The 26,784-nt window shown below is 65.3% G+C and carries 27 protein-coding genes and 1 riboswitch; of the genes, 13 read left to right on the forward strand and 14 right to left on the reverse strand.

Features of this window, described 5'->3' with window-relative positions:
* Positions 1 to 4 precede the first annotated feature (4 nt).
* Positions 5 to 1,192 (reverse strand): amino acid ABC transporter permease, encoded by a 1,188-nt coding sequence (locus P9217_RS00375; RefSeq protein ID WP_127241988.1) that lies wholly within the window; start codon positions 1,190 to 1,192, stop codon positions 5 to 7.
* Between the two features lie 62 nt (positions 1,193 to 1,254).
* On the reverse strand, positions 1,255 to 2,283 hold the full coding sequence (locus tag P9217_RS00380) for an amino acid ABC transporter substrate-binding protein (RefSeq protein ID WP_066997146.1): 1,029 nt from the start codon (positions 2,281 to 2,283) through the stop codon (positions 1,255 to 1,257).
* Positions 2,284 to 2,319: 36 nt separating this feature from the next.
* On the opposite strand from P9217_RS00380, the gene P9217_RS00385 reads away from it, so the two are divergent.
* From P9217_RS00385 to P9217_RS00410, 6 genes are all read left to right on the forward strand, one after another.
* Complete coding sequence (locus tag P9217_RS00385; RefSeq protein WP_278086884.1) at positions 2,320 to 2,595, forward strand: hypothetical protein; 276 nt, start codon at positions 2,320 to 2,322, stop codon at positions 2,593 to 2,595.
* Positions 2,596 to 2,860: 265 nt separating this feature from the next.
* Positions 2,861 to 4,030 carry a cystathionine beta-lyase gene (locus P9217_RS00390; RefSeq protein ID WP_278086883.1) on the forward strand — a complete coding sequence of 390 codons (1,170 nt, stop codon included), beginning with the start codon at positions 2,861 to 2,863 and terminating at the stop codon, positions 4,028 to 4,030.
* Between the two features lie 236 nt (positions 4,031 to 4,266).
* Positions 4,267 to 5,352, forward strand: coding sequence for an HPP family protein (locus P9217_RS00395; protein ID WP_067324804.1), 1,086 nt, complete (start codon positions 4,267 to 4,269; stop codon positions 5,350 to 5,352).
* Positions 5,353 to 5,446: 94 nt separating this feature from the next.
* Entirely contained in the window at positions 5,447 to 6,142 is a 696-nt protein-coding gene (locus tag P9217_RS00400; RefSeq protein WP_095824661.1) for an RNA polymerase sigma factor, read from the forward strand.
* Positions 6,143 to 6,368: 226 nt separating this feature from the next.
* The gene (locus P9217_RS00405) at positions 6,369 to 6,893 is read left to right on the forward strand and encodes a DUF4142 domain-containing protein (protein ID WP_278086882.1); all 525 of its coding nucleotides are present in this window, start codon (positions 6,369 to 6,371) and stop codon (positions 6,891 to 6,893) included.
* Positions 6,890 to 7,204, forward strand: coding sequence for a cupredoxin family copper-binding protein (locus P9217_RS00410; protein WP_278056912.1), 315 nt, complete (start codon positions 6,890 to 6,892; stop codon positions 7,202 to 7,204). Before P9217_RS00405 ends, P9217_RS00410 begins: the two co-directional genes overlap by 4 nt.
* Here the strand turns inward: P9217_RS00410 and P9217_RS00415 are convergent.
* Positions 7,201 to 8,058, reverse strand: a complete 858-nt coding sequence (locus P9217_RS00415) for a crotonase/enoyl-CoA hydratase family protein (protein ID WP_278086881.1) — start codon at positions 8,056 to 8,058, stop codon at positions 7,201 to 7,203. The two genes, P9217_RS00410 and P9217_RS00415, sit on opposite strands and share 4 nt — an antisense overlap.
* A gap of 141 nt (positions 8,059 to 8,199) precedes the next feature.
* Between P9217_RS00415 and P9217_RS00420 the strand changes: the two genes are divergently transcribed.
* Complete coding sequence (locus P9217_RS00420; RefSeq protein ID WP_095802571.1) at positions 8,200 to 8,781, forward strand: TetR/AcrR family transcriptional regulator; 582 nt, start codon at positions 8,200 to 8,202, stop codon at positions 8,779 to 8,781.
* A gap of 52 nt (positions 8,782 to 8,833) precedes the next feature.
* On the opposite strand, the gene P9217_RS00425 is transcribed toward P9217_RS00420, so the two are convergent.
* The 3 genes from P9217_RS00425 to P9217_RS00435 form a co-directional block, all read right to left on the reverse strand.
* Positions 8,834 to 9,727 carry a LysR family transcriptional regulator gene (locus P9217_RS00425; RefSeq protein WP_278086880.1) on the reverse strand — a complete coding sequence of 298 codons (894 nt, stop codon included), beginning with the start codon at positions 9,725 to 9,727 and terminating at the stop codon, positions 8,834 to 8,836.
* Positions 9,728 to 9,826: 99 nt separating this feature from the next.
* Positions 9,827 to 10,945: a branched-chain amino acid ABC transporter substrate-binding protein gene (locus P9217_RS00430; protein ID WP_278086879.1), complete on the reverse strand. Its 1,119-nt coding sequence runs from the start codon at positions 10,943 to 10,945 to the stop codon at positions 9,827 to 9,829.
* A gap of 83 nt (positions 10,946 to 11,028) precedes the next feature.
* Positions 11,029 to 12,351: an aminotransferase class I/II-fold pyridoxal phosphate-dependent enzyme gene (locus P9217_RS00435; protein WP_278086878.1), complete on the reverse strand. Its 1,323-nt coding sequence runs from the start codon at positions 12,349 to 12,351 to the stop codon at positions 11,029 to 11,031.
* A gap of 224 nt (positions 12,352 to 12,575) precedes the next feature.
* On the opposite strand from P9217_RS00435, the gene P9217_RS00440 reads away from it, so the two are divergent.
* From P9217_RS00440 to P9217_RS00455, 4 genes are all read left to right on the forward strand, one after another.
* Complete coding sequence (locus tag P9217_RS00440) at positions 12,576 to 13,436, forward strand: xanthine dehydrogenase family protein subunit M (RefSeq protein WP_278086877.1); 861 nt, start codon at positions 12,576 to 12,578, stop codon at positions 13,434 to 13,436.
* Positions 13,436 to 13,912, forward strand: coding sequence for a (2Fe-2S)-binding protein (locus tag P9217_RS00445; protein ID WP_066997187.1), 477 nt, complete (start codon positions 13,436 to 13,438; stop codon positions 13,910 to 13,912). The genes P9217_RS00440 and P9217_RS00445 overlap by 1 nt, the downstream gene beginning before the upstream one ends.
* A gap of 1 nt (position 13,913) precedes the next feature.
* Positions 13,914 to 16,178 carry a xanthine dehydrogenase family protein molybdopterin-binding subunit gene (locus P9217_RS00450; protein WP_278086876.1) on the forward strand — a complete coding sequence of 755 codons (2,265 nt, stop codon included), beginning with the start codon at positions 13,914 to 13,916 and terminating at the stop codon, positions 16,176 to 16,178.
* Between the two features lie 62 nt (positions 16,179 to 16,240).
* The gene (locus P9217_RS00455; protein ID WP_066997117.1) at positions 16,241 to 16,486 is read left to right on the forward strand and encodes a MoaD/ThiS family protein; all 246 of its coding nucleotides are present in this window, start codon (positions 16,241 to 16,243) and stop codon (positions 16,484 to 16,486) included.
* Positions 16,487 to 16,526: 40 nt separating this feature from the next.
* On the opposite strand, the gene P9217_RS00460 is transcribed toward P9217_RS00455, so the two are convergent.
* Positions 16,527 to 17,030, reverse strand: a complete 504-nt coding sequence (locus P9217_RS00460; RefSeq protein ID WP_245322344.1) for a group 1 truncated hemoglobin — start codon at positions 17,028 to 17,030, stop codon at positions 16,527 to 16,529.
* Positions 17,031 to 17,346: 316 nt separating this feature from the next.
* Between P9217_RS00460 and P9217_RS00465 the strand changes: the two genes are divergently transcribed.
* Positions 17,347 to 18,816 (forward strand): HWE histidine kinase domain-containing protein, encoded by a 1,470-nt coding sequence (locus tag P9217_RS00465; protein ID WP_278086875.1) that lies wholly within the window; start codon positions 17,347 to 17,349, stop codon positions 18,814 to 18,816.
* 534 nt (positions 18,817 to 19,350) lie between these two features.
* Here P9217_RS00465 and P9217_RS00470 read toward each other — a convergent pair.
* The 4 genes from P9217_RS00470 to P9217_RS00485 all read right to left on the reverse strand — a co-directional run bounded on the left by P9217_RS00470 (position 19,351) and on the right by P9217_RS00485 (position 22,157).
* Positions 19,351 to 19,740 (reverse strand): hypothetical protein, encoded by a 390-nt coding sequence (locus P9217_RS00470; RefSeq protein ID WP_347404339.1) that lies wholly within the window; start codon positions 19,738 to 19,740, stop codon positions 19,351 to 19,353.
* On the reverse strand, positions 19,643 to 20,419 hold the full coding sequence (locus P9217_RS00475; RefSeq protein WP_278086873.1) for a hypothetical protein: 777 nt from the start codon (positions 20,417 to 20,419) through the stop codon (positions 19,643 to 19,645). The genes P9217_RS00470 and P9217_RS00475 overlap by 98 nt, the downstream gene beginning before the upstream one ends.
* 88 nt (positions 20,420 to 20,507) lie before the next feature.
* A riboswitch (cobalamin riboswitch) is annotated at positions 20,508 to 20,699 on the reverse strand.
* Positions 20,700 to 20,779: 80 nt separating this feature from the next.
* The gene (locus P9217_RS00480) at positions 20,780 to 21,187 is read right to left on the reverse strand and encodes a DOPA 4,5-dioxygenase family protein (RefSeq protein WP_278086872.1); all 408 of its coding nucleotides are present in this window, start codon (positions 21,185 to 21,187) and stop codon (positions 20,780 to 20,782) included.
* A 244-nt stretch (positions 21,188 to 21,431) separates the two neighbouring features.
* On the reverse strand, positions 21,432 to 22,157 hold the full coding sequence (locus tag P9217_RS00485; RefSeq protein ID WP_278086871.1) for a hypothetical protein: 726 nt from the start codon (positions 22,155 to 22,157) through the stop codon (positions 21,432 to 21,434).
* A 531-nt stretch (positions 22,158 to 22,688) separates the two neighbouring features.
* Here P9217_RS00485 and P9217_RS00490 point away from each other — a divergent pair.
* Positions 22,689 to 22,832, forward strand: a complete 144-nt coding sequence (locus P9217_RS00490) for a hypothetical protein (RefSeq protein WP_156752689.1) — start codon at positions 22,689 to 22,691, stop codon at positions 22,830 to 22,832.
* 30 nt (positions 22,833 to 22,862) lie between these two features.
* Here P9217_RS00490 and P9217_RS00495 read toward each other — a convergent pair whose 3' ends face one another.
* The 3 genes from P9217_RS00495 to P9217_RS00505 all read right to left on the reverse strand — a co-directional run bounded on the left by P9217_RS00495 (position 22,863) and on the right by P9217_RS00505 (position 26,760).
* The gene (locus P9217_RS00495; RefSeq protein ID WP_127325682.1) at positions 22,863 to 23,837 is read right to left on the reverse strand and encodes a nucleoside hydrolase; all 975 of its coding nucleotides are present in this window, start codon (positions 23,835 to 23,837) and stop codon (positions 22,863 to 22,865) included.
* Positions 23,838 to 23,963: 126 nt separating this feature from the next.
* On the reverse strand, positions 23,964 to 26,078 hold the full coding sequence (locus P9217_RS00500) for an ATP-binding cassette domain-containing protein (RefSeq protein WP_278086870.1): 2,115 nt from the start codon (positions 26,076 to 26,078) through the stop codon (positions 23,964 to 23,966).
* A gap of 82 nt (positions 26,079 to 26,160) precedes the next feature.
* Entirely contained in the window at positions 26,161 to 26,760 is a 600-nt protein-coding gene (locus P9217_RS00505) for a LysE family transporter (protein ID WP_164763758.1), read from the reverse strand.
* Between the last annotated feature and the right edge of the window lie 24 nt (positions 26,761 to 26,784).

The following is a 26,784-nucleotide window of genomic DNA, read 5'->3' on the forward strand; positions in this document are numbered from 1 at the left end:
GGCCCTACCTTTCCACCAGCGCCATTCTGGCGTTCACCACGTTCATCACTGCAGAGGTGACGAGGCTCAGCACTAGATAAGCGATCATCATGAGGAACACGCCTTCGACCGCCTGGCCGGTCTGGTTGAGCACCGTGCCGGCGGTGGCCGTGAGATCGGGGTAGCCGATGGCGATCGCCAGCGACGAGTTCTTGGTCAGGTTCAGATACTGGCTGGTGAGCGGCGGGATGACGATGCGCATCGCCTGCGGAATCACCACCAGGCGCAGGATCGGCCCGGAACGCAGGCCGAGTGCAGCCGCCGCTTCGCTCTGGCCTTTGCTCACGCCCTTGATGCCGGCGCGCACGATCTCGGCGATGAAGGCGGCCGTGTAGAAGGAAAGCGCCAGCAGGAGCGACAGGAACTCAGGCTTGATCTGAAATCCGCCCGTCAAATTGAAGGTCGACTGCTTCGGGAAGTCGAAGGTAAGCGGCATGCCGGCGAGCAGGAAGGCGAGCACGGGCAGTCCGACGATCAGGCCGACCGAGGTCCAGAACACCGGGAATTGCTGGCCGGTGGCCATCTGCCGCTGGCGCGCCCGGTGCGCGACAAACCATGCCATGGCCAGCGCTACGACAAATGCAACCAGGATCAGCCAGGAGCCGTCGCCCCAGATGCCGCGCGGAAAATAGAAGCCGCGCTGGTTGAGGAAGGAGCCGAACGGCAGGTGATAGCTCTCGCGCGGCGGCGGCAGCACCGCGAGCACGCCCGAATACCAGAAGAAGATGACCAGCAGCGGCGGGATATTGCGGAAGATCTCGACATAGACCGTGCAGATCTTACGGATCAGCCAATTTTGCGATAGCCGGCCGATGCCAATGATGAAGCCGACTATGGTGGCGAGGACAATGCCGGCGGCGGCAACGATGATTGTGTTGAGCAGGCCGACGATGAGCGCACGGCCATAGGTTGCGTCCGACGTATAGGCAATCGGCGTGTCGGAGATATCGAAACCGGCCCTGTTCCTGAGGAACTGGAAGCCTGAGGCGATGTGAAGGCGCTGGAGGTTCTCGATGACGTTGTTGACGATCCACCAGATCGAGACGAACAGAAGAATTACGACCAGCGTCTGAAAGAACAGGGCGCGTATTTTCGGGTCATTGATGAAGGAGCCGCGACCCGGCTCCTGCCGAAGGATTTCCTGCGAAGCCATAGACGATCCCCTGAAAAGAGAAACCGGGAGGCAGACGACCTGCCTCCCGGATCACATTTCCATCAGCGAACCGGCGGACCATATTGCAGGCCGCCCTTCGTCCACAGAGCGTTGATGCCGCGCGCGATCTTGAGCGGGCTACCCGAGCCGACATTGCGCTCAAACATTTCACCGTAGTTGCCGACCGCCTTGATGATGTTGACAACCCAGTCGTTGGAGAGGCCGAGATCGGCGCCATACTTGCCATCGGGCTCAGTGCCAAGGAGGCGCTGTATGTTCGGATCGGTCGACGACTTCATCTCCTCGACATTGGCCTGCGTGATGCCGGCTTCCTCGGCATTGAGCAGCGCGAAATACGTCCACCGCGCGATATGGGCCCATTGATCGTCGCCCTGGCGCACAGCCGGGCCGAGCGGTTCCTTGGAGATGATCTCGGGCAGCACGACGTGGTCGGCGGGCGAGGAGAGCGTCAGGCGGATGCCGTAGAGGCCGGACTGGTCGGTGGTGTAGGCGTCGCAGCGACCGGAATCATAGGCGGCGTTGACCTCTTCCAGCTTCTCGAACACGACGGGGTTGTACTCCATCTTGTTCTTCTTGAAGTAGTCGGCGAGGTTGAGCTCCGTGGTGGTGCCGCTCTGCACGCAGACCGCGGCGCCCGAAAGCTGCAGCGCGGAGTTCACACCCGGCAGCTTCTTGGCGTTGATCATGAAGCCCTGGCCGTCATAATAGGTGACGCCGACAAAATCGAGGCCGAGCGCGCTGTCGCGGTTGCTCGTCCAGGTGGTGTTGCGCGAGAGGATATCGATCTCGCCCGACTGCAGGGCGGTGAAACGCTCCTTGGCGCTGAGCGGCGTGAACTTGACCTTGGAGCCGTCACCGAAGACGGCGGCCGCGACGGCGCGGCAGAAATCCGCATCGATGCCCTTCCAGTCGCCCTTGTCGTCCGGCGCCGAGAAGCCGGCGAGGCCGGTCGAGACGCCGCACTGGATGAAGCCCTTCTGCTTGACGGTGTCGAGCGTGCCGGCCGAAGCGGCGGACGCCATGAGCCCGAGCGCGGCGGCGCCAAGCATGCCCAATGCAATGTGTTTCATGACCCACAGACCCTTTTCTGTTACAGGCGCCCCTAATTGCAGGCGACGCTTGATCTTTTTTCGTTTGTGAATGCAGCTCCCACTTGGGCCCGCTCCCGGACCCGCATCGTTTCGCCGATGCACTGCCTCCCATTCACGAAACGCATCGAAGGCGATTATTCCTGTGAGGTCAAGGGAAATGACCGAATTGCGACACGTTTGAAAACCGATTGCCGCAAATCACCGAATTGCAGCCAAAAGCGCTCGCAAATTGGTCAAGAGCTGCAGCCGGGACGCAAGTCCGGCGCCATCGAAATTTTGGCCGTTACCTGAACTCCCGCCTCTTACTACTTGTTGGCGCCAATGGAAGGACTGGCGTGATTCGTAGCGAAGAAAGGCGCGCCGGGCTGCCTCCGGCGCATCGTCGCCGGAGGCCTGCAAAGGGCACGAAAGGTGAGCAGGCGACCTCTCATTTGGCCCATCCAAACACCATCGCTTGGCGGGTTCGCAGCGGTTGCGCGACCAGTTCCATCGCTCTATGGCTGAGCCCCTGACACACTGCGACGAGCGACGAACTATGGGCGACGAGCGACGAACTATGGTGACAGACGGCAGCAACATCGGCATCAACACGCGGCTTGCCCATTCCGGCAACAACCCGCGCGACTATTTCGGCTTCGTCAATCCGCCGGTCGTGCATGCCTCGACGGTGCTTTACCCCGACGCCGCTTCGATGGCCTCGCGCAGCCAGAAATACACCTACGGGACGCGCGGCACGCCGACGATGGATGCGCTCACGCTCGCCGTCGATGCGCTGGAAGGGTCGGCCGGCACGATCGCCGTGCCGTCGGGACTGGCTGCGGTGACGATTCCCCTGCTCACCTTCGTCTCGGCCGGCGATCATGTTTTGATCGTCGATTCGGTCTATCACCCGACGCGGAATTTCGCCGATACGATGCTGAAGCGGCTCGGCATCGAAGTCGAATATTACGGTCCGCGCATCGGCGCCGGAATTGCATCGCTGATCAAGCCCAACACCAAGGTGGTGTTCACCGAGTCGCCGGGATCGAACACCTATGAGGTGCAGGACATTCCGGCGATCGCCAAGGCGGCGCATGCGGCAAACGCGCTCGTCATGATGGACAACACCTGGGCGACGCCGCTCTACTTCAAGCCGCTCGACCACGGCGTCGACATCTCGATCCATGCGGCAACCAAATACCCAGCCGGCCATTCGGACGTCCTGCTCGGCCTGGTCTCGGCCAATGAGGCTTGCTGGAAGCAGCTCTATGACGGGTTCTGCACGCTGGGCTGCTGTTCGGGCCCGGACGACATCTACCAGACGCTGCGCGGCCTGCGCACCATGGGGGTGAGGCTGGAGCAGCACCAGAAGAGCGCGCTCGAAATCGCGCGCTGGCTGGAGGAGCAGCCGGGCGTGGCGCAGGTGCTGCATCCGGCGCTGCCGAGCCATCCCGACCATGCGCTCTGGAAGCGCGATTTCTGCGGCTCGAGCGGCGTCTTTTCGATCGTTCTCAATGGCGGCGGACAGAAGACGCAGCACGCCTTCCTCGACGCGCTGACCATCTTCGGCCTCGGCTACTCCTGGGGCGGCTATGAGAGCCTTGCGGTGCCGGTTTTCCTCGGCGACCGCACCATCGCCAAGGGCTCCTATGCCGGGCCGCTGATCCGCCTGCAGATCGGGCTGGAAGACGTCGAGGACCTCAAGGCCGACATCCAGCGCGGCCTCGCCGCCGCGGCCGAGGCCTGAGCGACGGTGCTAAATGCCGTTGCCAAACTGAATCCGCGGACGGCCGTAAAGCCTTGGCGCGATTGAGAAAGCCGAGGCCGCTGGCGGCATCTCGCAGGCGATCCGCGCTGCAATAATATTCTCTCCAGCCGCGAATATACGGATTGGTTTGGCTTCCAAATCCGTGGCTTCGGCGGCATTTCGGGCAGCGCAAATTCCACCATTCGACAGTTCAAGCCAATCGACCTGGGGCTGCCATGGCGTTCCGCCTCTTCGTTCCGATCCTTGCCGGCGCGACGCTGCGCGAGCGGCTGCTTGCCTGCATCGGCGCGACCATCGGCATCGCGCTGACCGGCGTGATCAGCGGGCTCGCCATGGGCAACGGACCGCATGTGGCGATGCTGGTGGCGCCGATGGGCGCGTCCGCCGTGCTGCTCTTTGCCGTTCCGTCGAGCCCGTTGGCGCAGCCCTGGTCGATCATCGGCGGCAACACGATCTCCGCGCTGGTCGGCGTGACGGTGGCGCATTTCGTGCACAACCCGGTGATCGCCTCCGGGCTGGCGGTGGCGCTGGCGATCGCCGCCATGTCGTTTACGCGCTCACTGCATCCGCCGGGCGGTGCGGCAGCCCTCACCGGCGTGCTTGGCGGGCCGGCCGTGATCAGCGCCGGCTTCCTGTTTCCCTTCGTGCCGGTGGCGCTGAACTCGATCATATTGGTGACGCTCGGTTTCCTGTTCCACAAGCTGTCGCGGCGCAACTATCCGCATGTGCCTCAGCCTGCCGCCAACAGCCACGGCACAGCCGACCGGCCGCCGGCGGAGCGCGTCGGCTTCCGGCCCGAGGATGTCGATGCCGCCCTGGCGGCACTCGACGAGACCTTCGACATCGACCGCGACGACATCGAAAGGCTGCTGCGCCAGGTCGAGCTGCAGGCGATGGTGCGCGCGCATCGGACGCTGCTCTGCCGGGACATCATGTCCCGCGACGTGATCTCGATGTCGGAGAACGCCACCGCCGACGAGGCGCGCAAGCAGCTTCTCGACCACAATATCCGCACCCTGCCGGTGGTCGACGCCGAGGCGAGGCTGGTCGGCGCCGTCGGCCTGCGCGAACTGACGCAAGCGACCGACACCGTGAAGGGCGTGATGTCGAAGGCCGGCACGGCCTCGCCCGAGACGCCGGCGATGAGCCTGCTGCCGCTGCTGACCGACGGGCGCAGCCATGCGGTGGTGATCGTCGACGCCGGACGGCATATTCTCGGACTCATCACCCAGACCGATCTGCTTGCTGCCGCCGCCCGCGCGCAGGCTGCAGACAGGCCGCCGCTGAAAGCTGTAGCATAGCGAGCGACTGGATCGGGAAAATCCGGGAACCTTTTGCCGGCAGGCGCGTCCAATTGCCCGGATGCAACGCCTGTTGGGAGATCGGGGCGCGATGATGAAGTCAGCAAGTCAGGCCGCCGCGGTTTCGGCGGCGGAGGCCGGCGAGATGGCGTTGGTGCACCGGGCCCTGGCACGGGACCCGGGCGCCTTTCGCTTGATCATCAAGACGCACAACCAGCGGCTCTACCGCATCGCGCGCGGCGTGGTGCGCAACGACGCCGAGGCCGAGGACATCGTGCAGGAAGCCTATATGCGCGCCTTCGCCAGCCTCGACAGCTTCCGCGGCGATGCCTCGCTCTCGACTTGGCTGTCGCGCATCGTCATCAACGAGGCGCTCGGCCGGCTGCGCAAGAGAAAACGCATCGTGGCAATGCCTGAAAACCCTGACGCGCAGATCATCCGGTTTCCGTTGAATTCAAATGACCTGAACCCTGGCGACGATCCGGAGCGGACAATGGCGCAGCGGCAGATCCTCGGGCTTGTCGAGCGGGCGACCGACAGCCTTCCCGATGTCTATCGCACGGTCTTCGTCGCCCGCGTCATCGAGGGATTGAGCATCGAGGAAACTGCCGACCTGCTCGGCATCAGGCCGGAAACGGTGAAGACAAGGCTGCACCGGGCGCGTGCCTTGGTGCGCAAGGCGCTGGACGACGAGATCGGCCCGGTGCTGCTCGACGCTTTTCCTTTCGCCGGCCGGCGCTGCGAACGGCTCACGCAGGCGGTGATGAAGAGGCTGGGGTTCGAGGCCTGAGGCGCGTTCAGATTTTGCGAAGCCCGCGTTGAGGATAGGCATCGCCGCCATCGCCTCGTCATCCTGGGCGTAGCAGGAGGAAAGCGACGCGCGCAGACCCTAAGATGACGAAGTGATGAGTATGTGTCCCGCGACTTTTCCCGGGAACGTTTCGCCCTCTCCCGCATCCAATGGCCGTCAACTGAGAATGAAGCCCGGTGCCAATGTGCCGGGCGAAGGAGATGCCATGTTTATCCGACCGACCGCAGCCCTCGCAGCCTTCCTCCTCGTCAGCGCAGCGCCGCTGGCTGGAGCCGCCGAGAAGCCGACCGACCCGCAGATCGCCCATATCGCCTATACGGCCGACGTGCTCGACATCGAGGCGGCGAAGCTGGCGATCCAGAAGTCGAAAACCAAGGAGGTCGTCGACTTTGCCAAGGATATGGAGCGCGACCACGAGGCGGTGAACAAGCAGGCTCTCGACCTGGTGAAGAAGCTGAAGGTGAAGCCGGAAGACAACGCCACCAGCCAGGCGCTGACCAAGGCGGCGAGGGAAGAGCGCGCCAAGCTGGCAAAGCTCGAGGGCACTGCCTTCGACAAGGCCTATATCGAGAACGAGGTCGCGTATCACAAGCAGGTCAACGGCGCGCTCGAAACCCTGCTCATTCCTTCGGCCAGCAATGCCGAGTTGAAGAGCCTGCTCGAGACGGGGCTAAAAATCTTCCAGGGACATGAGCAGCATGCCGAGCATGTCGCCGGCACGCTGAAATGAGGGCGGGCGCGTTATCGCTGCTCGGCTCGCTGACGCTGGCGCTTGTCGCGCCGCCGGCGCTCGCCGCCACCATCGAGGTGACGATCGACAGGCTGGTCTACTCGCCGGCGAGCGTCGAGGCCAAGGTCGGCGACACGATCGAGTGGGTGAACAAGGACGTCATCGCCCACACCGCGACAGTGAAGGGCGGCTGGGAGGTGATGATCCCGCCGAAATCGAAAGGCAGGATCACCCTCAAGCAAGCGGGAGCGGTCGACTATTTCTGCCGCTTCCATCCCAATATGAAGGGTCACCTCAACGTGGCGCCCTAATCCGCCGCGGGGTCGCGCCGAAACGAGGCGCGCCGTGCCTCGCTCAGCCGGGTGACGTGCGTCCATGAGCCGTCATAGATGGGCTGGCGCCGCTCGATCCAGGCGCTGAGCCCTTCGCCGAGGTCGGCGGTCGGGGCCATGCGGGCGAACTGCTCGGCCTCGACCAGCAGGCCCTCGGCGATGCTAAGGTTGATGCCGCGCGCCACCGCGGTGAGGATGCCAGCCACCGCCGCCTGCGAATGGCGGAGGATGCGGTTCGCAAGATCGAGCGCGGCGGGCATCAGCTCCTCATGCGGCACGACTTTGTTGACCAGCCCGAGCTCCAGCGCCCGCGCGGGCGAGAAAGGCTCGCCGGTAAGCAGCAGTTCGAGCGCGCGTTTGCGCCCGGCAAGCCTCGGCAGGCGCTGCGTGCCGCCGAAGGTCGGCGGCATGGCGAGCTTTATTTCGGGCTTGACGAACAGGGCGCGGTCGCTGGCGACCGCCAGCGGCACCGCCTCGGTGATCTCGCAGCCACCGCCGAAGGCAAGGCCGTTGACGGCGGCGATGACCGGCTTGCGGAACGCTTCCAGCCGCGCCGTCAGCCGCTGGCCGCGCATGACGAAATCGCGCAGCGCGACATCCGTGCCTTCGGCCACGCTCAACGCGAATTCGTGGATGTCGCCGCCGGCCGAGAAGGCGCGCTCCCCTGCCCCGGTGAGGATCACGGCACGCACGGCACCGTCGGTCTCTATCCTGTCGAGGATCGCCAGCAGGCGGTCGATAAGGTCGTAATTCAGGGCATTGAGCTTTTCGGGGCGGTTGAGCGTCAGCACCGCGACGCGGTCGCGGATTTCGCAAAGCACGGGCTCGGTCATAGTGTTCTCCTTAGCCGTTCGTTTTTCTCCGCAATTCCGGACGGAAGCCGCTTCGCATTTTCCTGGAATTGCTCTGTGGAACGGCTGCAAGGGATCAGCTTTCGGCTTGTTTGTATATTCACTAGTCGGTATACTTCCTGGATGATCGAGAAGCCCAATCCAACCAGGAAACGCCTCGTCGACGCGGCGGCAAAACTCTTCTATGCCGAAGGCATCGGCCGCGTCAGCGTCGATGCCGTGGCGGAAAAGGCGGGGCTGACCAAGCGCACGCTCTACTACCACTTCAAGAGCAAGGACGAGCTGATCACGGCCTATCTCGACAGCCGCGACCAGCCGAACCTCAAGCAGATGGCCGGCTGGTTCGAGGCGGCGCAAGGCGGCGCGGACAAGAAGGTCGCGGCGATCTTTACCCACCTGGCGCGCGTGGCGCGGCACGTCAAATGGAAGGGCTGCGGCTTCCTGCGCACGGCCGCCGAACTCGCCGCGATGCCCGGCCATCCGGCGGTGAAGGCCGGCTCGCGCCATAAGAGCAATTTCGAGAAATGGCTGGCGGGCGAGCTTTCTAGCCATGGCGTGCGCGAGCCGAAGATGCTGGCGCGCGAGATCGTGCTTCTGATGGACGGCGCCTTTTCCAGCATGCTGATCCATCACAATCCCGACTACATCACCGCCGCCGGCCACGCCGCCGCGACGCTGGTGCGGGCGCGGATGGCAGCGGCGTAGACCTCGCCCGGCGTCCTGACCCCGTGGACCGCGACGGGCGAGTCCGGCGGCCTCAGCCGCGCGCTGCCCCCTCCTCTGCCAGCAGCCAGTCGATCATGGCGGCGGCGGGCGCGGGCGGACGGTCGGGCGCCAAGATCGAGAGAGCGCGGCCGGTCGGCACGCGCAATTCGGGAAACGGCGCCACCAGCGAGCCGGCGGCGAGAGCGCGCGACACCAGCGCCTCATGCCCCATCAAAACGCCGGCGCCGTCGACGGCGGCCTGCACAGCCATGCTGTAGAGCGAGAATTCGGAACCTGTTTCGATCGACGGGCCTTTCACGCCGGCGACTTCGAACCAAAGGCTCCAATCCTCCGTCCAGGTGGTGTCCCAGAGCAGCAACTGCGAGGAAAGTTCGGCCGGCGTCTTCAATTGCCTGGCCAGCGCCGGCGCGCAGACAGGAAAGATGACATCGTCGCAGAGCTTAGAGGATCGGCCGGCGCCCGACCTGGTGAGGAAAATAGCGAGGTCGAAAGGCTCGCGCCGGAAGTCCGGCGGCTCTTCCAGCGCATGAATGGAGGGGCGCAGCGTCGGATGCGCCGCGCGTAGGGCCGGCAGCCGCGGCGCCAGCCAGAGCTGCGCGATCGAAGGCAATGCCGCGACGCTGACCTGCGGCCGGGGCGCCGAGACACGCAATTCCTGGACGGCGAGCCCCAGGGCGTCGAAGGCGGTGGAAAACGAGGGTAGCGCCGAACGCCCAGCATCGGTGAGGTGCAGTCCTTGCGCGTGACGCACGAATAGCGGAGAGCCTAGCCAAGCCTCCAGCGCCTTCACCTGATGCGAGACGGCGGCGGGGGTCACGCCGAGTTCGTCCGCCGCCTTGGCAAAGCTTTCATGGCGTGCCGCCGCCTCGAAGGCCCTGAGGGCGTTGAGCGGCGGCATGCGCGGTCGCGGCGGATTGACGGCCATCTGCAGCTTTCCCAATGCCGCGCCGCCTGCCATGACGGCGCGGCAATGCTTCGAGCGAAAGAACGGCGACCGCCTGCGCTCGCCTCCAGGACCTCAAGTCTATTTGAGGGCCACCGGAACGAGCTTGCCGTCGACCTTCCGCCACTCAAATACGACGAAGCCCGGCTGCTTGATATCCCCTTTGTCGTCATAGGAGATGGTGCCAAGCACGGTCGGGATGGCCGCTCCCGAATGGAGATAGTCGGACGCCGCCTTCGGGTCGTCGACCTTGGCCTTGGCGATCGCCTCGGCGAGGATCTGGGTGGCGGCATAGGCATAGAGCGTGACGGCTTCAGTGGGCACGTTCTTCGCCTTCAGGTCGGCGACCGCGTCTTTGGCTTCGGGAAAGCTCGCCGGATCGGGGAAGGACGTCATCAGCGTGCCGGCCGCGCCATCGCCGCCGATAGCGCCGAACTCGCTGTTGGATATGCCGTCGCCGCCCATCAGGACCGTCTTGACGCCCTGGTCGTGCATCTGGCGCACGATCAGGCCGGCCTCTGTGTGCTGGCCGCCGTAATAGACGAGGTCGGCGCCCGACTTCTTGATCTTCGCGACAAGCGCGCTGTAGTCCTTCTCGCTCGGGTTGATCTCCTCGCGCAGCACCTCCTTGCCGCCGCCGGAATTGTAGGCCTTGGCCATCTCGTCGGCGAGGCCCTTGCCGGCCGTCGACTTGTCGTCGACGATCGCGACCTTCTTGCCGGCAAAACGCTCGAGCACGAATTTCGCGGCGATGATGCCCTGCTGGTCGTCGCGGCCGCAGGCCCGGAACGCGTCCCATAGGCCTCGCTCAGTCACCATCGGGTTGGTGGCCGTGGGCGTGACGAAAAGCACGCCGTTTTCTGCATAAATCTCCGAGGCCGGAATGGTGACACCGGAATTGTAGTGGCCGACGACATAGTGCACGCCGTCGGCGACGAACTTGTTGGCGACCGACACGCCCTGCTTGGGGTCGGAGACATCGTCGCCGACCGAGACGCTGAGCTTCTGACCGAGCACGCCGCCATTGGCGTTTATGCGCTGGATCGCCGTCTCGACGCCGACGCGGTACTGCTCGCCATAGGCGGCGTTCGGCCCCGACATCGGGCCGGCGACGCCGAGCACGATATCCGCCCTGGCGACGCCGGCGGCGGCGGCCATCAGGGCAGCAGTCATCAATCGCAGAATCATGCGCATGGTCATTCCCCTTTGTTGAAGAAGGCGGGCTTCTCGCCCGCGGCCCTTGCTTTTGACGAAGCGGGCTCCCTGCCCGCGGGTTCAGGCGCTCAGCTGACGAAATGCAGCTTCGTGAACCGGCGCCGGAATGCACTCACATCCGCCGCGACATCCTCCACGGCATCGTTGCCACGCAGTCCCCTGGCGATGAGGGCGGCAAGCTCGGGCATGTCCTTCTCCGTCATGCCCCAGCGCACGATCTCGGGCGTGCCGAAGCGCAGGCCGTTCATGTCGCCATCGACCGCCGTGACCGGCAGGCCGATGCCGCAGGTGAGGATGTTTGCACGCCTCAGCCGCTTCGCCGCCGCCTGGCCGCCGCCGAACTCCGCCGCCTCGATGGCGAACTGGTGCGAGGCGGTGTGCCCCTTGGCGGTCGAGAACACCGGCAGGCCGCGCTCAGCCAGCGCGCTTGCCAGCGCCTTCGCGGTGCCGGCCATGGCGGCGGCATAGGCGCGGCCATGTCCCTTCCAGTCGAGCATGGTGATGGCCAGGGCGGCGGCCTTGGCGGCATCGAAATTGGCGGTCATGCCGGGAAAGGCTATGCGGTCGAGCTTTTCGGCGATCTCGGCGACGTTGGTGACGATCAGCCCGGAGGGCGGCCCGCCGAGGCTCTTATAGGTGCTCATCGTCATCAGATGGGCGCCCTCCTCCAGCGGCTGCTGCCAGGCCTGTCCGGCGATCATGCCGCAGAGATGCGCGGCATCGAACAGCACCAGCGCACCGACCTCGTCGGCGATCGCCCTGATTTCCTGGATGGGATGCGGCAGGAGATTGAGGCTGCTGCCGATGGTGATCATCTTCGGCCTGAGCTTAAGGGCAAGCGCGCGTAGCCTCTCGATATCGACCGTGTAGCCGCCGGCATCGACGGGCGCGGCATGAATCTCCAGCCCGTACAGGCCGGCGCAGCCCGCCATATGATGCGTGACATGGCCGCCGATGGCCGGCGGCGGCGCGATGATCGCGTCGCCCGGCCGCGCCGCGACCATGAAAGCATAGAGGTTGGCGATGGCGCCGGAAGGGACGCGGATTTCGGCATATTTCGCGCCGAAGACTTGCGCCGCAAGCTCGGCGGCGATGACCTCGATGCGTTCGACGCCCTCCAGCCCCATCTCGTATTTGTCGCCGGGATAGCCGAGCGACGGACGCGAGCCGAGCCGGGCGGCAAGCGCGGCCTCCGCCTTCGGGTTCATCACATTGGTCGCCGGATTGAGGTTGATGCAGTCGGCCTCGTGGATTCGCCGGTTGAGCGCGATGCCGCCCTCTATCGCGGCGAGCACGGCGTCGTTCCCCTGCCCGCTTGTGGCGGTCGCCAGCGCCTGGATAAAATCCTCGCAATGGGCGGGAACCCAGGGCCTGCGGGCAAGAGCGGTCATCGAAGCCTCCCTGTTGCCGGATGCGATGTCCGGCTCGTGAGGGCATGGTGGAGGCTTGGCCGGCCGGGCGCAAACGAGTAGTTCTAGCGGCTAGGCTTAGAAAATTTAGGGGTAGGAATTAGGGCAATGCGCCTGACTTAGGTGGTGCAATGCAGGAAGCGGATGGTCATTATAAGGAGAGTCTTTATAACGGTCGATCTGATCATGACCACCAAGGGGAGACGATGCGCTACATACGTCCGCAATCAATAGAAGAGGCCGCCGGCCTGTTGGCCAGCGCGGCCGGCCCGGCCACGATCCTTGCCGGAGGCAGCGACCTTCTGGTGAGGATGAAGGGCGGCTTCATCGAGCCCGACCTGATCGTCGACATCAAGGCGATCGCGGGCCTTAGCGAAATCAAGGAAACGGCAGACGGCTTCAGCATCGGCGCCGCGGTGCCCTGCGCGGTGCTCGGCGAGAACGCGGCGCTGAAGAAGGCCTGGCCAGGCGTCGTCGAGGCGGCCAAGCTGATCGGCTCGAAGCAGGTGCAGGGACGCTGCACAATCGTCGGCAATCTCTGCAACGCCTCGCCCGCCGCCGACAGCGTGCCGGCGCTGGTGGCTGCCGGCGCCAAGGCCGTGGTTGCCGGGCCGAACGGCAGGCGCACGATTCCCGTGGAAGCCGTGCCGACCGGACCGGGCCGTACCTCGCTGGCCAAGGGCGAGATCATCGAGGCGATCCTGCTCGACAAGCGCGCGCCAAATGCGGGCGACGCCTATCAGCGCTTCATTCCGCGCACCGAGATGGACATCGCCGTGGTCAGCGCCGGCGTGAACCTGACGCTCGGCGAGGCGGGCGCGATCAAGTCGGCCCGCGTGGCGCTGGGCGCCGCGGCGCCCACGGTGCTGCTGGTCGAGGAGGCGGCCGAGGTGCTCGTCGGCTCGAAGCTGGATGAGGCGACGCTGGAGCGGCTCGCCAAGATCTGCGCGGGCGCCTGCCGCCCGATCGACGACAAGCGCGGCACCATCGAATTCAGACGGAAAGTTGCGGGTGTGCTGGCGAAGCGTGTCGCCACCACCGCCTATGAGCGTGCAGGAGGCAAATGATGGCCGGTGTAGCGGTTTCAACGACAATCAACGGCGATCACGTCGAATATCTTTGCCAGCCGGACGAGACGCTGCTCGACGTGCTGCGCGACCGGCTGGGACTGACCGGCGCCAAGGAAGGCTGCGGGACCGGCGACTGCGGCGCCTGCAGCGTCATCGTCGACAACCGGCTGGTGTGCTCCTGCCTGGTGCTCGGCGCCGAGGCCGAAGGCCGCCAGATCGAGACCATCGAAGGCATGGCGCATGGCGACCAGCTGCATCCGCTGCAGCAGAAATTCCTCGAGCACGCCGCCTTGCAATGCGGCATCTGCACGCCAGGTTTTTTGATTGCGGCGAAGGATCTGCTCGAGAAGAACCCCTCCCCGACCGAGGAGGAAATCCGCTTCGGGCTCGCCGGCAATCTCTGCCGCTGCACCGGCTATGACAAGATCGTGCGCGCCGTCCAGGACGCGGCAAACGTGATGAAGGGAGCCTGAGATGAACTTCGATCCGCGCTACTCGGGACGCAGCTTCTCATCCGTCGGCACGCGCCCGCTCCGCCCCGACGGCGTCGACAAGGTGACGGGACGTGCCCGCTACGGCGCCGACTTCAACATGGCCGGGCAGCTGGTCGGCCGTGTGCTTCGCAGCCCGCACGCCCACGCGATCATCAAGAAGATCGACACCTCGAAAGCCGAAAAGCTCGCCGGCGTGAAGGCGGTGATCACGGCGAAAGACCTGCCGGACCTGACCGATGGCGATGCCGGCATGTTCGACACCCTCGACAATTGCATGGCGCGCAGGAAGGCGCTCTATGACGGCCATGCCGTGGCCGCGGTGGCGGCGATCGATGCCCGCACCGCCAGGCAGGCGCTGAAGCTGATCGAGGTCGACTATGAGGTGCTGCCGCATGTGACCGACGTCGACGAGGCGATGCAGCACCACGCCCCGCTCATCAACGATGCCATCTTCACCGAAGGGCTGGAGGAAAAGCCGGTCAAGCCGTCCAACGTCTCCAAGCGCACGCAATACGGCCATGGCGACGTCCACCAGGGTTTTGCCCAGGCCGATTTCGTCGTCGAGCGCTCCTTCAAGACCGAGCAGACGCATCAGGGCTATATCGAGCCGCATGCCTGCGTGGCGAGCGTCAATCCCGACGGCACGGCCGATCTCTGGGTCTGCACGCAAGGCCATTTCGTCTATCGCCAGCATTGCGCCCAGCTGCTCGGCCTCGAAGTCTCGAAGCTGCGCGTCACCTCTTCCGAGATCGGCGGCGGCTTCGGCGGCAAGACCCATGTCTGGGCCGAGCCGGTGGCGCTGGCCCTGTCGCGCAAGGCCGGCCGCCCGGTGAAGCTGGTGATGACCCGCGACGAAGTGTTCCGCGCCTCGGGGCCAACCAGCGCCACCTCGATCGACGTCAAGATCGGCGCGAAGAAGGACGGCACCATCACCGCCGCCGAAGCGACGCTGCGCTACACCTGCGGCCCCTATGCCGGCATGTGGGCGGAGATCGGGGCCATGACGGCATTCGCCTGCTACAAGCTGGAGAACGTCAAGACCGTCGGCTACGAGGTGCTGGTCAACCGGCCCAAGACCGCGGCCTATCGCGCGCCTTCGGCGCCGATGGCGGCGTTCGCGGTGGAAAGCGCTGTCGACGAGCTCGCCAAGAAGATCGGTATCGACCCAGTCGAGTTCCGCATCAAGAATGCGGCGCAGGAAGGCACCCGCGCCTCCTACGGCCCGGTCTACGGCCCGATCGGCATCGGACCGACGCTCGAGGCGGTCAAGGAGCACCCGCATATGCGCGCGCCGCTGGCTCAGAACCAGGGCCGCGGCATGGCCTGCGGCTTCTGGTTCAACTTCGGCGGCCAGACCTGCACCGACTTGAACATCGGCATGGACGGCACGGTGTCGCTCGCCGTCGGCACGGTGGATGTGGGCGGTTCGCGCGCGTCGCTGTCGCTGGTGGCGGCGGAAGAGCTCGGCATCGACTACAGCCAGGTCAAGGCGATCGTCGCCGACACTTCCAGCCTCGGTTACAACGACATGACCGACGGCAGCCGCGGCACCTTCTCCTCCTCGATGGCGACCATCTCGGCCGCCCGCAACGCCATCAAGGTGCTGCGCGAGCGCGCCGCGCAGATGTGGGACATCTCGGTCGAAGACGTTGCCTGGGAAAAGGGCCATGCAGTCGCCAAGGGCGAGAAGCACGGCAATCTCGGCAAGCTGTCGCTGAAGGAGATCGCCGCACAGTCCGGCAAGACCGGCGGGCCGATCGCCGGCCATAGCGAGCTCGTCGCCGACGGCGCCGGCGTCTCCTTCGCCACCCATATCTGCGACGTCGAGGTCGATCCCGAGACCGGCTCGACCAGGGTGATCCGCTACACGGTGGTGCAGGATGCCGGCAAGGCGGTGCACCCGACCTATGTCGAGGGCCAGTACCAAGGCGGTGCCGCGCAAGGTATCGGCTGGGCGCTCAACGAGGAGTATATCTACGGCAAGGACGGGCGGCTGCAGAACCCAGGCTTCCTCGACTACCGCATCCCGGTCTGCTCCGACCTGCCGATGATCGACACGCAGATCCTGGAAATCCCCAACCCCAACCACCCCTACGGGGTGCGCGGCGTCGGCGAGACCTCGATCGTGCCGCCGCTGGCGGCGATCGCCAATGCGGTGTCGAACGCGGTGGGCGTGCGCATGAGCCACATCCCGATGTCGCCGCCGCGGATTCTTGCAGCGCTCGAGGCCGAACGGGAAGGCTAGCATGCCGAAAAGCGCGAAGCGGTTTTCAGCTCACGTCACGGTCCAATGAGGATCAGGCGATAATGGTCCAAGTCACGCTCTGGGGCTCGCTCAGCGCCGCCGCCGGAGGCAAGGACAAGCTCGACATCGAGGCCAAGGACATCAGGGAGCTGTTCCGCAAGCTTGCGGAACAGCATCCCGCGTTCGAACCCCTGCTCGATCGCGGCATCGCGGTCGCGATCGACGGGACGATCTATCGCGACACGTGGTCGAAGGAACTGCCGCCGGGGGCGGAGATTTTCCTGCTGCCGCGGCTGGCGGGTGGATAGGCGGAGCGGCGGACCGCCTTCGCCGGATTCGCGCTGAGCCTCACCCCTTTTTGACAGAGCCGGCAGTGACCTCATCCTTGTGCGCGGCAAAGGCTTCCAGGACCTCGGTCTTTTCGGCTTTCGGAACCTTGAAGCGGTCGAGCGTCCGCCCGAGTTCCGCTGCGACCTCGTCGAACTCGGCGGGAGAAATCTTCAGGTCCTTGTGGGCCTCCTCGAGGCCGAGCGGCGTCGCGCCCGGCTCGGTGGCCACGAACTTGAAGGGGCCGCCGGAAACATCGCACACCCACAGCGTGCGCATGAACTTGAGGCCCGGCAGCCGTTCGAGGTTCTTGGTGTGCCATTTGCGCAGTTGCGGGTTCTTGGACTTCTTGCCGACGATGGGGTTTTTCACGACGGCGTCGCTGAAGTGATCGACCACGGCTGCGATGGCGAACACGCCTCCCAGCCGATCGTACAGACTCTTGTCCGGCGCGGTCTGCTTGGTCTGCGCCAGCGCATCGCCGGCGGGCAATATGGCGGTCGACGCGGCCGCCGCCGCCAGCACGGCGACGACGCTTCGTCTCGAAAGAGAGGTCGAAACAGCCGTTTTCATCTCCGGTACCTCCGTTGGGCCAGAGCCGGCCGCTCTGGCGGCTTCAATGCGTGATTGCGGGACATATGCACTTTGCCTCAAACGGCATCGTATGAGGAACTAACGAAACTGCGCCCGAAATATTCCTCCGGCGGACCGGCAGCCTGGGGTCTATTCACGATGGCTAAAATTTTGCGTGACGGAGACGGATACATAAACGGCGTCGCGCGTTAATGCGCCTATGGCTGACGGGCTCTTCCGTGAATCGTGGCCTCGCGGAAACGGCGAGATGGCGCGATTCATTCGCGAATTTCCCTGGTCGGAAAGCCCGCTCGGGCCGATCGAGACATGGACGCTCAGCCTGAGGACGACGGTCGACCTGATGCTCGCCGCCGAAGCCCAGATCGTGCTTTTCTGCGGGCCGGAGTTTGTCGCGCTCTACAATGACGCCTACGCGCCGACCATTGGCGACAAGCATCCGCGCGCGCTCGGCCGTCCCGCCGAGGAAAACTGGTCCGAGCTCTGGACCGACCTCGAGCCGCTGCTGCGCGGAGTTCTCGAAACCGGCGAAACCTTCTCGGCCAGGGACCGGCCTTTCTACATCGAACGATCCGGCCTGGTCGGCGAGACGGTCTATTTCGACATCTCCTATTCCGCAGTGCGGGCGCAGGACGGCACGGTCGAAGCCGTGCTCTGCATCGTTTCGGAGACCACGGCCCGGGTGCTGGCGGCAGCAAAGGTGCGCGAAAGCGAGCAGCGGTTTCGCGCGCTGGTCAATGCCAGCTCCGACGTGGTTTACCGGATGAGCCCGGACTGGCAGGAAATGCATGAGCTGGACGGCCGCGGCTTCCTGTCGAGCGCCCAAGGGCCGGCGATCCGCTGGCGCGACGAATACCTGTTCCCGGAAGACCAGGCGAGCATCCAGGCGGCGATCGAGCGCGCCATCATGGAGCGCGGCGTGTTCGAGCTCGAGCACAGGGTGCGGCGCGCCGACGGGTCCGCCGGCTGGACCACCTCACGGGCAATCCCGATCGTCGATGACACCGGCAGCATCCTGGAATGGTTCGGCATGGCGGCCGACATCACCGAAAAACGGGCGAGCGAACAGCAGATCCAACTCTTGATGCGCGAGGTGAACCACCGCGTCAAAAACCAATACGCCGTGATCCTTTCCATGATCCGCGAGACGAGCAAGCGCGCGACCGACCCGCGCGCGTTCGAACACCAGATCCGCGAACGCATCATGGCGCTGTCGCGCTCGCACGACCTCTTGGTGCTCAACGACTGGCGCGGCGCGGGCATGGCCGACCTTGTGCGCGAACATCTGCGGCCGTTCGGACACGAAGAGCGGATCTCGCCTTGCGGGCCGGACGTGACGTTGCGGCTGAACGCGGTGCAGAACATCGGCATGGCGCTGCATGAGCTGGGCACCAACGCGACGAAATACGGCGCCCTGGCCGGCGACGCCGGAACCGTGCGGATGGACTGGCGGGTAGCCCCGGCCCCCGAAGGCAGCGATTTCGAGCTGGTCTGGGAGGAACATTTTTCCGAACCTCCCGCGGCCGCCGATGCCAAGCCGCACAAAGGCTTCGGCAGCGTCGTTCTCCAGCGCGTCGTCCCCACCAGCCTCTCCGGCAGCGCCTCCATGGAACGGCTGCCCGGCCTCGTTCGCTGGACGCTCTCGGCGCCGCTCGCCAACGTGGTCGTCGCCGGCGGGGCGGAGCTGGACGGCGATGAGCAGATCGCCGGGCTGACGTGAGGCCGGTTGCATCCTGGGAGACCGAACAGGGCGGCTCGCCGCCACGTCGGAAGCTCGCTGGCGCCGCCGAGCCCTCGCCGTAGCGCCGTACGCCGAATGGCTTGCGCTGCTCCCATTTTTGCTTTCCCCTTCCCCGCTTTTTTAGAACAGAAAAGCGCCAGCTTTTCTGTTCTGGACTCTGGATATTTGGACTCTGGATTCTGGCTTATGGATTATGGGGCTTATCCCAGGCCTTAACCCCTGGCTTATCCAAGCGCAGAATTCCGTCACACTTCCAAAGGCTTGGGCTACGGCTCCTCAGCATGCCTTTGAAGCGCGTGCGCACGGGCCGGCGATCTCCTGTCGCTGTCTGCCAACAGTGAACAAAATGGGAACAAGAATGTCAAGCCGAGCACCGCTGACGGGGCGGCGATCGACCTTTGCCGTCATCGGCTTCCCGATGCCGAGGCATTCAAGGCGGCAGGCTGGCAGCCCGCCGGCGTCTGATGGCAGAGAGATGCGGCTGGCCTGCTGCAGCCAGCCGCCGCCGGCGGCTTATGAATTCTTTGCTGCGGATCCGATCTCCACATCGTCCAGCCCCTTGGCCTTGTAGACGAGGTAGGAGATCGCCCAGGCGGCGATGAAGATGCCGATAATGGCGAAGCCCAGATTGTTGAAATTGTCGTTGAGCCTGCCGACGCCGTTCCAGAAGCCACCCGACAGACCGAGCTTGTCACCGATCAGGCCGAGCGCCTCGATGCCGCCGATCAGTACTGCGACAAGGACCGACACCAGGGTGATCGTGATGTTGTAGTACAGTTTGCGGATCGGCTTGACGAAGGCCCACTCATAGGCGCCGAGCATCATCACTCCATCGGTCGTGTCGACCAGTGACATACCGGCCGCGAAAAGCACCGGGAAGACCAGAATGGCTTCGAACGGCACGCCCTTGGCCGCTTGTGCCCGCGGACACGCCGAACATGGCGACTTCGGTCGCGGTGTCGAAGCCAAGGCCGAAGAGGAAACCAAGTGGGAACATGTGCCAGCTCTGCGACACCAGCCGGAACATCGGGCGGAAGACGCGGGCCAGGAAGCCGCGATTGTTGAGCAGCAGGTCCAGGTCCTCCTCGACAAACGCCTCACCGGCCCGCACCCGCCGATAGCTTCTGTAGATCGAGAACAAGATGACGATGTTCATCGCCGCGATGGCGAGCAGGAAGAGTGCGGAAACGCCGGTACTGATCGTGCCGCCAATCTCCTGAAAGCTCTGGAAGCGGCCGAGCAGGGACGTTGCCGCCGCGATAGCCGCAGCGACGATGACGACGATCGTCGAATGGCCGAGTGCGAAAAAGAAGCCGACGGAGACCGGCCGTTTGCCGTTCTGCATCAGCTTGCGCGTGACATTGTCGATGGCCGCTATGTGGTCGGCATCGACGGCATGGCGCAAGCCGAGGCCATAAATGACGAGAGCGACGCCAAGCAATGTCGGCTTGTCGTGGAAGGCGACGAAAGCCCACAGCCACGCCCCGACGTTGAGAATGGCGAGCGCCCCGTAGATTGTAATCAGCCTGGCCTTCAGGTCCGGCGCGGTTTTGTTCAGCATTTTCGATAGTTGGGTCAGCATGATTCTGCCTTTGACGTTGCCTGTCATCGCAGGGAACTCGCCCCGCCCTCCGGCCAGGCGCGCACACCGGATCACCCGTCCGATGTTCTGCTTTGACGTCCATGATGGCAGGTCTCCTGGCTCGCGGATTCCCGCCGCTTTCGCCTTCCCGGCCCATGCAGCCAGTGGCATCGTGAAACCGGCATGCCGCTTACAGTTGCGGGGGCAGCCACGGCTTTGGATTTCTCCGCACCGCGTTCCCTTTTGATCCCCGAAGGGAACCATCGGCGCGAATTCGCCACACCGCGATTGGTCAGTCAATCGACAACTCCGCCGGCCAGCCGCCTCTCACGCCATCGTGACGAGATCGCCGCGCCCCCCTCACACCCCCAGCGTCGGCTCGGTATTCACCTCCAGCGCCTCTTCCGCCTCGTCCTCTTCGCCAAGCACGTCGCCCTTCACCGGCAGCGCCTGGCCGATCCAAATCGGGTCGATAAGGTGGTCGCGCTTGGGGTTGGTGGTGTTGGGATGGATGAGGATGCTCAGGCCGCCATGGTTCAGCATCAGCCAGGGAACCAGCGTGGCAAAGATCTCGGTGGCGAAGGAGACCTGGTACATGGCTTGCTGGTGCGGGCCGACCGGCTCGTCGCGCCAATTGCCCAGGCGCACGCGGAAACGCTCTGCGATGCGCTGGCGCAGCCATTCGGCATGCTGCCGCTCGGCTTCCCCGCCGTAGTAGATATGGGCGTGATAGCTGGCGATCTCGGCGATCGGCCTGACTTCGTTCATCGCGATGCTCCCCTTCGATGATTTTTTTGCGCCCGGCGGAACTCTAGCCGAAGCGCGGGCGCCTTGTCTGCAGCCGGCCGAGGTCCGCGCCTGCGGTCGGCAGGGTTATCGGATATGGCGCTCCCCCGCTCCGTCTCGGCTGCGCCGAGCCACCTCTCCCGTCCACCTTGTGGGGGCGAGGAATTGCCAAACCGCCGAGGTTGCAACCGGCAGGAAGGATGGCAACGGCCGTTCTGCCTTTGCCCTAAATCACCGCGGTGACCGCGCCCTTCGCATTTAGGCGACAGCCGACTTTCGCCTGCCTCACTTCGATGCCGCCTCGCCCGTCATAGTCTATGCGCACCTCGATCGGCGCGTTGAGCCCGCTTCGGCGTTGACGCAAGGGGCCGGCGCTGACCGTGTAAACACGCACGGCGCCGAGGGGCTTGGCGGCCGCCGCGATCGCGGCGCGACAGGCGCGCACTACGGCGGCCGGCGTGCCGGGTATCGCCTTCGGAGGTGACAGCGGCGCGATGCGATAGCCTTTGGTGACCCGCCAGAGGTCGCCGCCGGCGGATCTGGAGGGCCTCAGCACTGGAGGCAGCACAATGGTCTGCGTCGCGCTTTTGGCCAAAGCAGGGGCTGTCGGCACCGCGGCCGGGTTCTGCGCAGAGGCAGCCGATCCGCTGACGGCGGAAGGATCGTCGCCCGCGGCGGCGGCGCCCACGCTTGTCGACACGCCTGTGCTGGTGCTGCCCAGATTGCCGCCGGCATTGACGCCGAGCGATCCGCCGCCGGTCGATGCGCCGACGTTTGCGCCGCCGACACCGTCGGCACTGGCGCCCACGCCCGCCGACACGCCTTGCGAACCGGCGCCCAATCCGGCGCCCACGCCGATGCCGCCGACTTTGCCGCCCACGCCGACGTCAAGCGCCGAGGCAGGCCCGATCGGGATGGCGATCGCCAGCGCGGCTGCTAGGTATTTTTTCATGGCCAGACCTTTGTTCCAAGGCCAACCTTGTGTGGCTCCTCATCGAGCGTTCCGCTCGACAGCGGTCTGCGAAGCCTTCGTCGCGCGAACGCGTGCCGAGCGATGGCGACTTCTCGCCTTGCCAGGCATCGGCCTCGGCGGTGACCGGCGCGGCTGGAGGCCGCTCGAAAGACGAATGATAGAAAAGCGGTCTCGGCAACGCCAAGCACTGAAAAAGGCTTAGGACTTCTCCTTTCAACTTAGCTGTCGACAGCAGGGCAAGTTTGAGCTCGCCTACGCGGTGCTAACGGGTAACTTTCAAATTAGTTTCAACTAAAATGCAACAGAACAAGGACACCACCGTGCCAGCGCCGGTTGCTGATGCCGACGCCGGGCTCTCGTCGAAATGGCCGTCTCGCCTTCGCCGGGCCAATTCTCCCCCACTTCCTGGCGTGCGCGGGCCTGGAGGCTTGAGAGTCGCCCAGGGCGGCAAGGCGCCCGCGCTACCGGCTCGAAGCCGCAACGCTCGTCGCGCTGGCCGACAAGGACGCGGTGCTGGTCGGCCAGGCCGACCTGTTGCGATCGATGGTCGAGGGTGCGGCCGGCGATGCGATCCTGGCCAACAAGCGCGAGATCGAGACCGGCATCGCCGCCATCAGCGCCACATTGCGCGACAGGCAATCGTTCCTGCTGTGAGGGCCGGCTAGGCCTTGCCCCTGGAGCGCCTCACGCCTTTTGACTGGTGAGGCGCTCGAGCGCATCGACGATCAGGTCGCAGAATTTCGCATGGTCGAGCTTCATCGCCACGGTATGGCGGAAATCGACCTGCTCGCTCGCCGTGCCGCCGAAATGGCGCATGCCGCCCAGCTTCTCGAAATTGCAGACCGTCATGCCCTTGGTCCACCGTCCGGCAAGCTCGACGCGGATATCGGCCTTCTCGGTGGTGAAGACGCCTGCATCGATCATCGCCGCCACGCAGCAGGCGTCATGGACGGCGGGATGGGCTATCTGCAGCAGGCCGCCATGCGTGGTCGCGATGAACTCCCAGATATCGAGAATGAATTTGGCGATCGGCCCGCCGACGGCGCGCACCCTGTCCTGCAGGTCGGGGGTGGCCAAGGCCTGGTGCGTGAGGTCGAGCCCCACCATGGTGACGTCCCAAGCGGCGCGGAACACCACGTCTGCGGCCTCCGGGTCGGCATAGACGTTGAACTCGGCCGCGGGCGTGATGTTGCCGCGCGTGAAACTTCCGCCCATCGCGACGACCCGCTTCACCCGCTCGACGATGCGCGGCTCCTTGCGCACGGCTAGAGCGATGTTGGTGTAGGGCCCGACCGGCACCAGCGTGACGGTTTTCGGCTCATGCGCCATGACCGTCTCGATGATGAAGTCGACGGCATGGCGCTTGTCGAGCTCGAACGAGGCGGGCGGCAGCTCCGGGCCATCGAGCCCGGTCTCGCCGTGGATCTCGACGGCCAGCACCTGGTCGATGATCAGCGGGCCGGGAGAGCCTTTCGCCACCGGCACCTTTATGCCGTAGGCCGTGCATACGGAGAGCGCATTGCGCGTGGTGTTCTCGACATTGTGGTTGCCCGAAACCGTGGTGATGCCGAGAAGGTCGATGTTCGGGTTGCCGGCCGCAAGCAGGATGGCGATGGCATCGTCGTGCCCCGGATCGCAGTCGAGGATGATCTTTTCCATGGGGGTCGCCTCTCCCTGGCCTGCGGCGATTACAGACCGGGGCCTCTGGTGACGTCAAGGTTGCCATCCGGCCGAAGCGCGATCACCACAACTGACGCTCTTGCCGCCCCGCCCATAATGCCGCCCTCAGCGCGCCTGCCCGCCTCTCGCCCCGCTCCCCCACAGCGCCCGCGCGAACACGTTGCGCTTGCCCTTGCGCGGCGCCAGCTCCACATCGCTGACCAGCTTCGCGCCGCCCTCGCGCCGCTCCAGCGTGATCTTGCGGCTGTGGAAGGCTTCCAGCTCGGCGCGGTGGGCGACGCTGATGACGGTGACCTTCGGCAATGCCTGGACCACCGTCTGCATCATCTTGTCCTGGCTCTTCTCGTCCAGCGCCGAGGTCGCCTCGTCCAGCACGACGATGTCTGGCTCGTGCAGCAGCAGGCGCGCGAAGGCGAGGCGCTGCTTTTCGCCACCGGAGAGCGTCTGGTCCCACGGCGCCTCTTCCTCGATCCTGTCCCGCAGGTAGCCGAGGCCGACCTTGTCGAGGGCGGCGTCGATCTCGTCCACCGTCCAGTTGTCGGCGGCGGCCGGATAGGCGACCGCGCGCCGCAGCGTGCCGGTCGGGATGTAGGGGCGTTGCGGCAACATGAACAGCCGCTTGCCGGCATGGAAATTGACGCTGCCGCCGCCCCAGGGCCACAGGCCCGCGACGGCCCGCACCAGCGTCGACTTGCCGGTGCCGGATTCGCCCGCGACCAGCACCCGCTCGCCCGGGTTGATCTCGACCTTCGTCTCCTTGACCACGCCGGTGCCGTCGTTGAGGGTGACGGAGAGATCGTCCAGGCTGAGCATGGCGCCGTTTTGCGTCTCGCCGCGCCGGATGCGCCCAAAGGACTCGCTCTCTTCGGCGCGCTCCAGCCCGTCGAGCGACATCATCAGCGAAGCGACGCGGCGCGCCGAGGCGTTCCAATCGGCCAGGCGCGGATAATTGTCGACCAGCCAGCCGAACGCGCCTTGCACGATGGCAAAGGCGGAGGCCGCCTGCATGACCTGGCCGAGCGACATCGAGCCTTCGAGGAATTTCGGCGCGCAGAGCAGCACCGGCACCACCGGCGCGAACAGCATCGACCCTTGCGAGACAATCGCGGTGCGCATGTGCTGTCCGGTCAGCAGCGCCCATTGCCTCAGCACATGGCCGAAATTCCTGTCGATGCCGCTGCGCTCCTCCGCCTCGCCGCCGAGCAGCGCGATGCTTTCGCCGTTTTCGCGCACGCGTGTCAGCGTGTAGCGGAATTCGGCTTCCGCCTGGTTCTTGCGCTCCGAAAGCTGCACGAAATGGCGGCCGATGACCACCATCGAGGTCGAGGTGATGGCGGCATAGATGACCGCGGTGACGACGAGGAAGCCGGGGATGGTGATGCTCTCGCGGCCGAGCGGCAAGGTGAGCGCGCCGCCGATGGTCCACAGCACGACGATGAAGGTCGAGGCCGCCAGGAAGGCGTTGAGAACGCCGGAGATGAAATCGACGGGGGACTCGGTGGCGATGCGCAGATCTTCGGTGAGACGGGCTTCGGGGTTCGAGTGGTCGCCGGCGACGAGGTTGAGCTGATAGTAGCGGCCGCTGGCCAGCCAGCGCGCGATGACAGATGTGGTGAGCCAGGAGCGCCAGCGGCGCTGGATCGTCATACGCAGGTAGACCTGAACGACGACGAGGCTGGCGCTTCCGGCAACCAGCGGCACGAAGACGGCGCTCAGCATATAGACGGTGTGGACATTGCGCTGCTCGATGGCGTCGAAGAAGGCGCGGTTCCAGACATTGATGCCATACTGGAAGCCGACATTGACGCAGATCAGCACCAGCAGCCCAATCGTAAACGGCCATGCGAGCTTGTCGCCATTCCGGCCCCAGTAGCCGCGCCCGCTGATCCAGAACCGCCTAAACAGGTACTTCCTGCGCGCCTGCTCGGCCTCCTCGGGCGTCAGCTTCGGACCGGGCTCGACGGATTCCGGCGGCGGCGGCGCCGGTTCGCCGACGGCCTCCGGCGTCGCTTCGGCCGGCTCCTCGTGCTCGGGCGATTGCTTCGGTTGCGACTTCTCTTCGCGGGGTCTTTCCGGATGCAAGCTTTCCGGCGGCGACTTTTCCGGCCGCGTCTTGCCCGGGGGTGCCTTCGCTGCGCCCGTCTTTGCGGGGCGCGACTTCCCGGCACCGCGCGGCTGGGCGCCGTCGGCCGATCTTGGCTTGAGCTTTGCTTCAGACATCAGCCGACAACGGCTCAAAAATCAGAAGGTTTCACGATCTCGGCGAGAGATGTTGCCTGCCCGCTCGGGCCTCGACCTCACCTCACCCGGCAAAACCCCGCCGCGCGGCGGCCATGCCTTCCCACATCAGCTTGATCCCGAGCGCGCCGACCACGGCGCCGGCGGCGCGGTCGATCCAGTGCTTGGTGCCGAGATAGGCCGCGCGCGGCCGGCTGGAGGAAAAGGCGAAGGCGACGACCGCGTACCAGACGAATTCGTTGAGGAAGAGCAGCGGCGGCAGGACCAAGAGCATCCAGAGCGGCGGCGAGGCCGGCAGCATGGCCGCGAACATCGAGGCGTAGAAGATCGCCGTCTTCGGATTGGCGAGCTGGACCAGAAGCGCGCGCCGCAGCGCCCGCCAGAACGAGCCGGCGCGCGCCGAGGCATCGTTCGCGATCTCGATCGGCTGATTGGCGCCGCGCCAGATCTTGATGCCGATCCACAACAGATAGGCGCCGCCGGCGACGCGCAGGAAAATGTCCAGCCAGGCGACCTGGACGAGCAGCGCGGTCAGGCCCGCGACCGCGATGATGGCGAAGATGAAGCCGCCGATGCCCATGCCGATCGCCGCTGCTAGGCCGTCACTGCGCTCGCCGGCGACCGCGATGCGCGAGACGACGACGAAGCTCGGCCCCGGGCTCATCGCCCCCAGCAAGAAAACGCCAAG

This window comes from Mesorhizobium sp. WSM4989 (genome assembly GCF_029625795.1).
Taxonomy (GTDB): Bacteria; Pseudomonadota; Alphaproteobacteria; order Rhizobiales; family Rhizobiaceae; genus Mesorhizobium.

Excerpts from the sequence above, each read along its gene's own strand:
- P9217_RS00375 (WP_127241988.1), bottom strand. The coding sequence starts at position 1,192 with ATGGCTTCGCAGGAAATCCTTCGGCAGGAGCCGGGTCGCGGCTCCTTC.
- P9217_RS00380 (WP_066997146.1), bottom strand. The coding sequence starts at position 2,283 with ATGAAACACATTGCATTGGGCATGCTTGGCGCCGCCGCGCTCGGGCTC.
- P9217_RS00390 (WP_278086883.1), top strand. The coding sequence starts at position 2,861 with ATGGTGACAGACGGCAGCAACATCGGCATCAACACGCGGCTTGCCCAT.
- P9217_RS00395 (WP_067324804.1), top strand. The coding sequence starts at position 4,267 with ATGGCGTTCCGCCTCTTCGTTCCGATCCTTGCCGGCGCGACGCTGCGC.
- P9217_RS00400 (WP_095824661.1), top strand. The coding sequence starts at position 5,447 with ATGAAGTCAGCAAGTCAGGCCGCCGCGGTTTCGGCGGCGGAGGCCGGC.
- P9217_RS00405 (WP_278086882.1), top strand. The coding sequence starts at position 6,369 with ATGTTTATCCGACCGACCGCAGCCCTCGCAGCCTTCCTCCTCGTCAGC.
- P9217_RS00410 (WP_278056912.1), top strand. The coding sequence starts at position 6,890 with ATGAGGGCGGGCGCGTTATCGCTGCTCGGCTCGCTGACGCTGGCGCTT.
- P9217_RS00415 (WP_278086881.1), bottom strand. The coding sequence starts at position 8,058 with ATGACCGAGCCCGTGCTTTGCGAAATCCGCGACCGCGTCGCGGTGCTG.
- P9217_RS00420 (WP_095802571.1), top strand. The coding sequence starts at position 8,200 with ATGATCGAGAAGCCCAATCCAACCAGGAAACGCCTCGTCGACGCGGCG.
- P9217_RS00425 (WP_278086880.1), bottom strand. The coding sequence starts at position 9,727 with ATGGCCGTCAATCCGCCGCGACCGCGCATGCCGCCGCTCAACGCCCTC.
- P9217_RS00430 (WP_278086879.1), bottom strand. The coding sequence starts at position 10,945 with ATGACCATGCGCATGATTCTGCGATTGATGACTGCTGCCCTGATGGCC.
- P9217_RS00435 (WP_278086878.1), bottom strand. The coding sequence starts at position 12,351 with ATGACCGCTCTTGCCCGCAGGCCCTGGGTTCCCGCCCATTGCGAGGAT.
- P9217_RS00440 (WP_278086877.1), top strand. The coding sequence starts at position 12,576 with ATGCGCTACATACGTCCGCAATCAATAGAAGAGGCCGCCGGCCTGTTG.
- P9217_RS00445 (WP_066997187.1), top strand. The coding sequence starts at position 13,436 with ATGGCCGGTGTAGCGGTTTCAACGACAATCAACGGCGATCACGTCGAA.
- P9217_RS00450 (WP_278086876.1), top strand. The coding sequence starts at position 13,914 with ATGAACTTCGATCCGCGCTACTCGGGACGCAGCTTCTCATCCGTCGGC.
- P9217_RS00455 (WP_066997117.1), top strand. The coding sequence starts at position 16,241 with ATGGTCCAAGTCACGCTCTGGGGCTCGCTCAGCGCCGCCGCCGGAGGC.
- P9217_RS00465 (WP_278086875.1), top strand. The coding sequence starts at position 17,347 with ATGGCGCGATTCATTCGCGAATTTCCCTGGTCGGAAAGCCCGCTCGGG.
- P9217_RS00475 (WP_278086873.1), bottom strand. The coding sequence starts at position 20,419 with ATGCTGACCCAACTATCGAAAATGCTGAACAAAACCGCGCCGGACCTG.
- P9217_RS00480 (WP_278086872.1), bottom strand. The coding sequence starts at position 21,187 with ATGAACGAAGTCAGGCCGATCGCCGAGATCGCCAGCTATCACGCCCAT.
- P9217_RS00485 (WP_278086871.1), bottom strand. The coding sequence starts at position 22,157 with ATGAAAAAATACCTAGCAGCCGCGCTGGCGATCGCCATCCCGATCGGG.
- P9217_RS00495 (WP_127325682.1), bottom strand. The coding sequence starts at position 23,837 with ATGGAAAAGATCATCCTCGACTGCGATCCGGGGCACGACGATGCCATC.
- P9217_RS00500 (WP_278086870.1), bottom strand. The coding sequence starts at position 26,078 with ATGTCTGAAGCAAAGCTCAAGCCAAGATCGGCCGACGGCGCCCAGCCG.
- P9217_RS00505 (WP_164763758.1), bottom strand. The coding sequence starts at position 26,760 with ATGAGCCCGGGGCCGAGCTTCGTCGTCGTCTCGCGCATCGCGGTCGCC.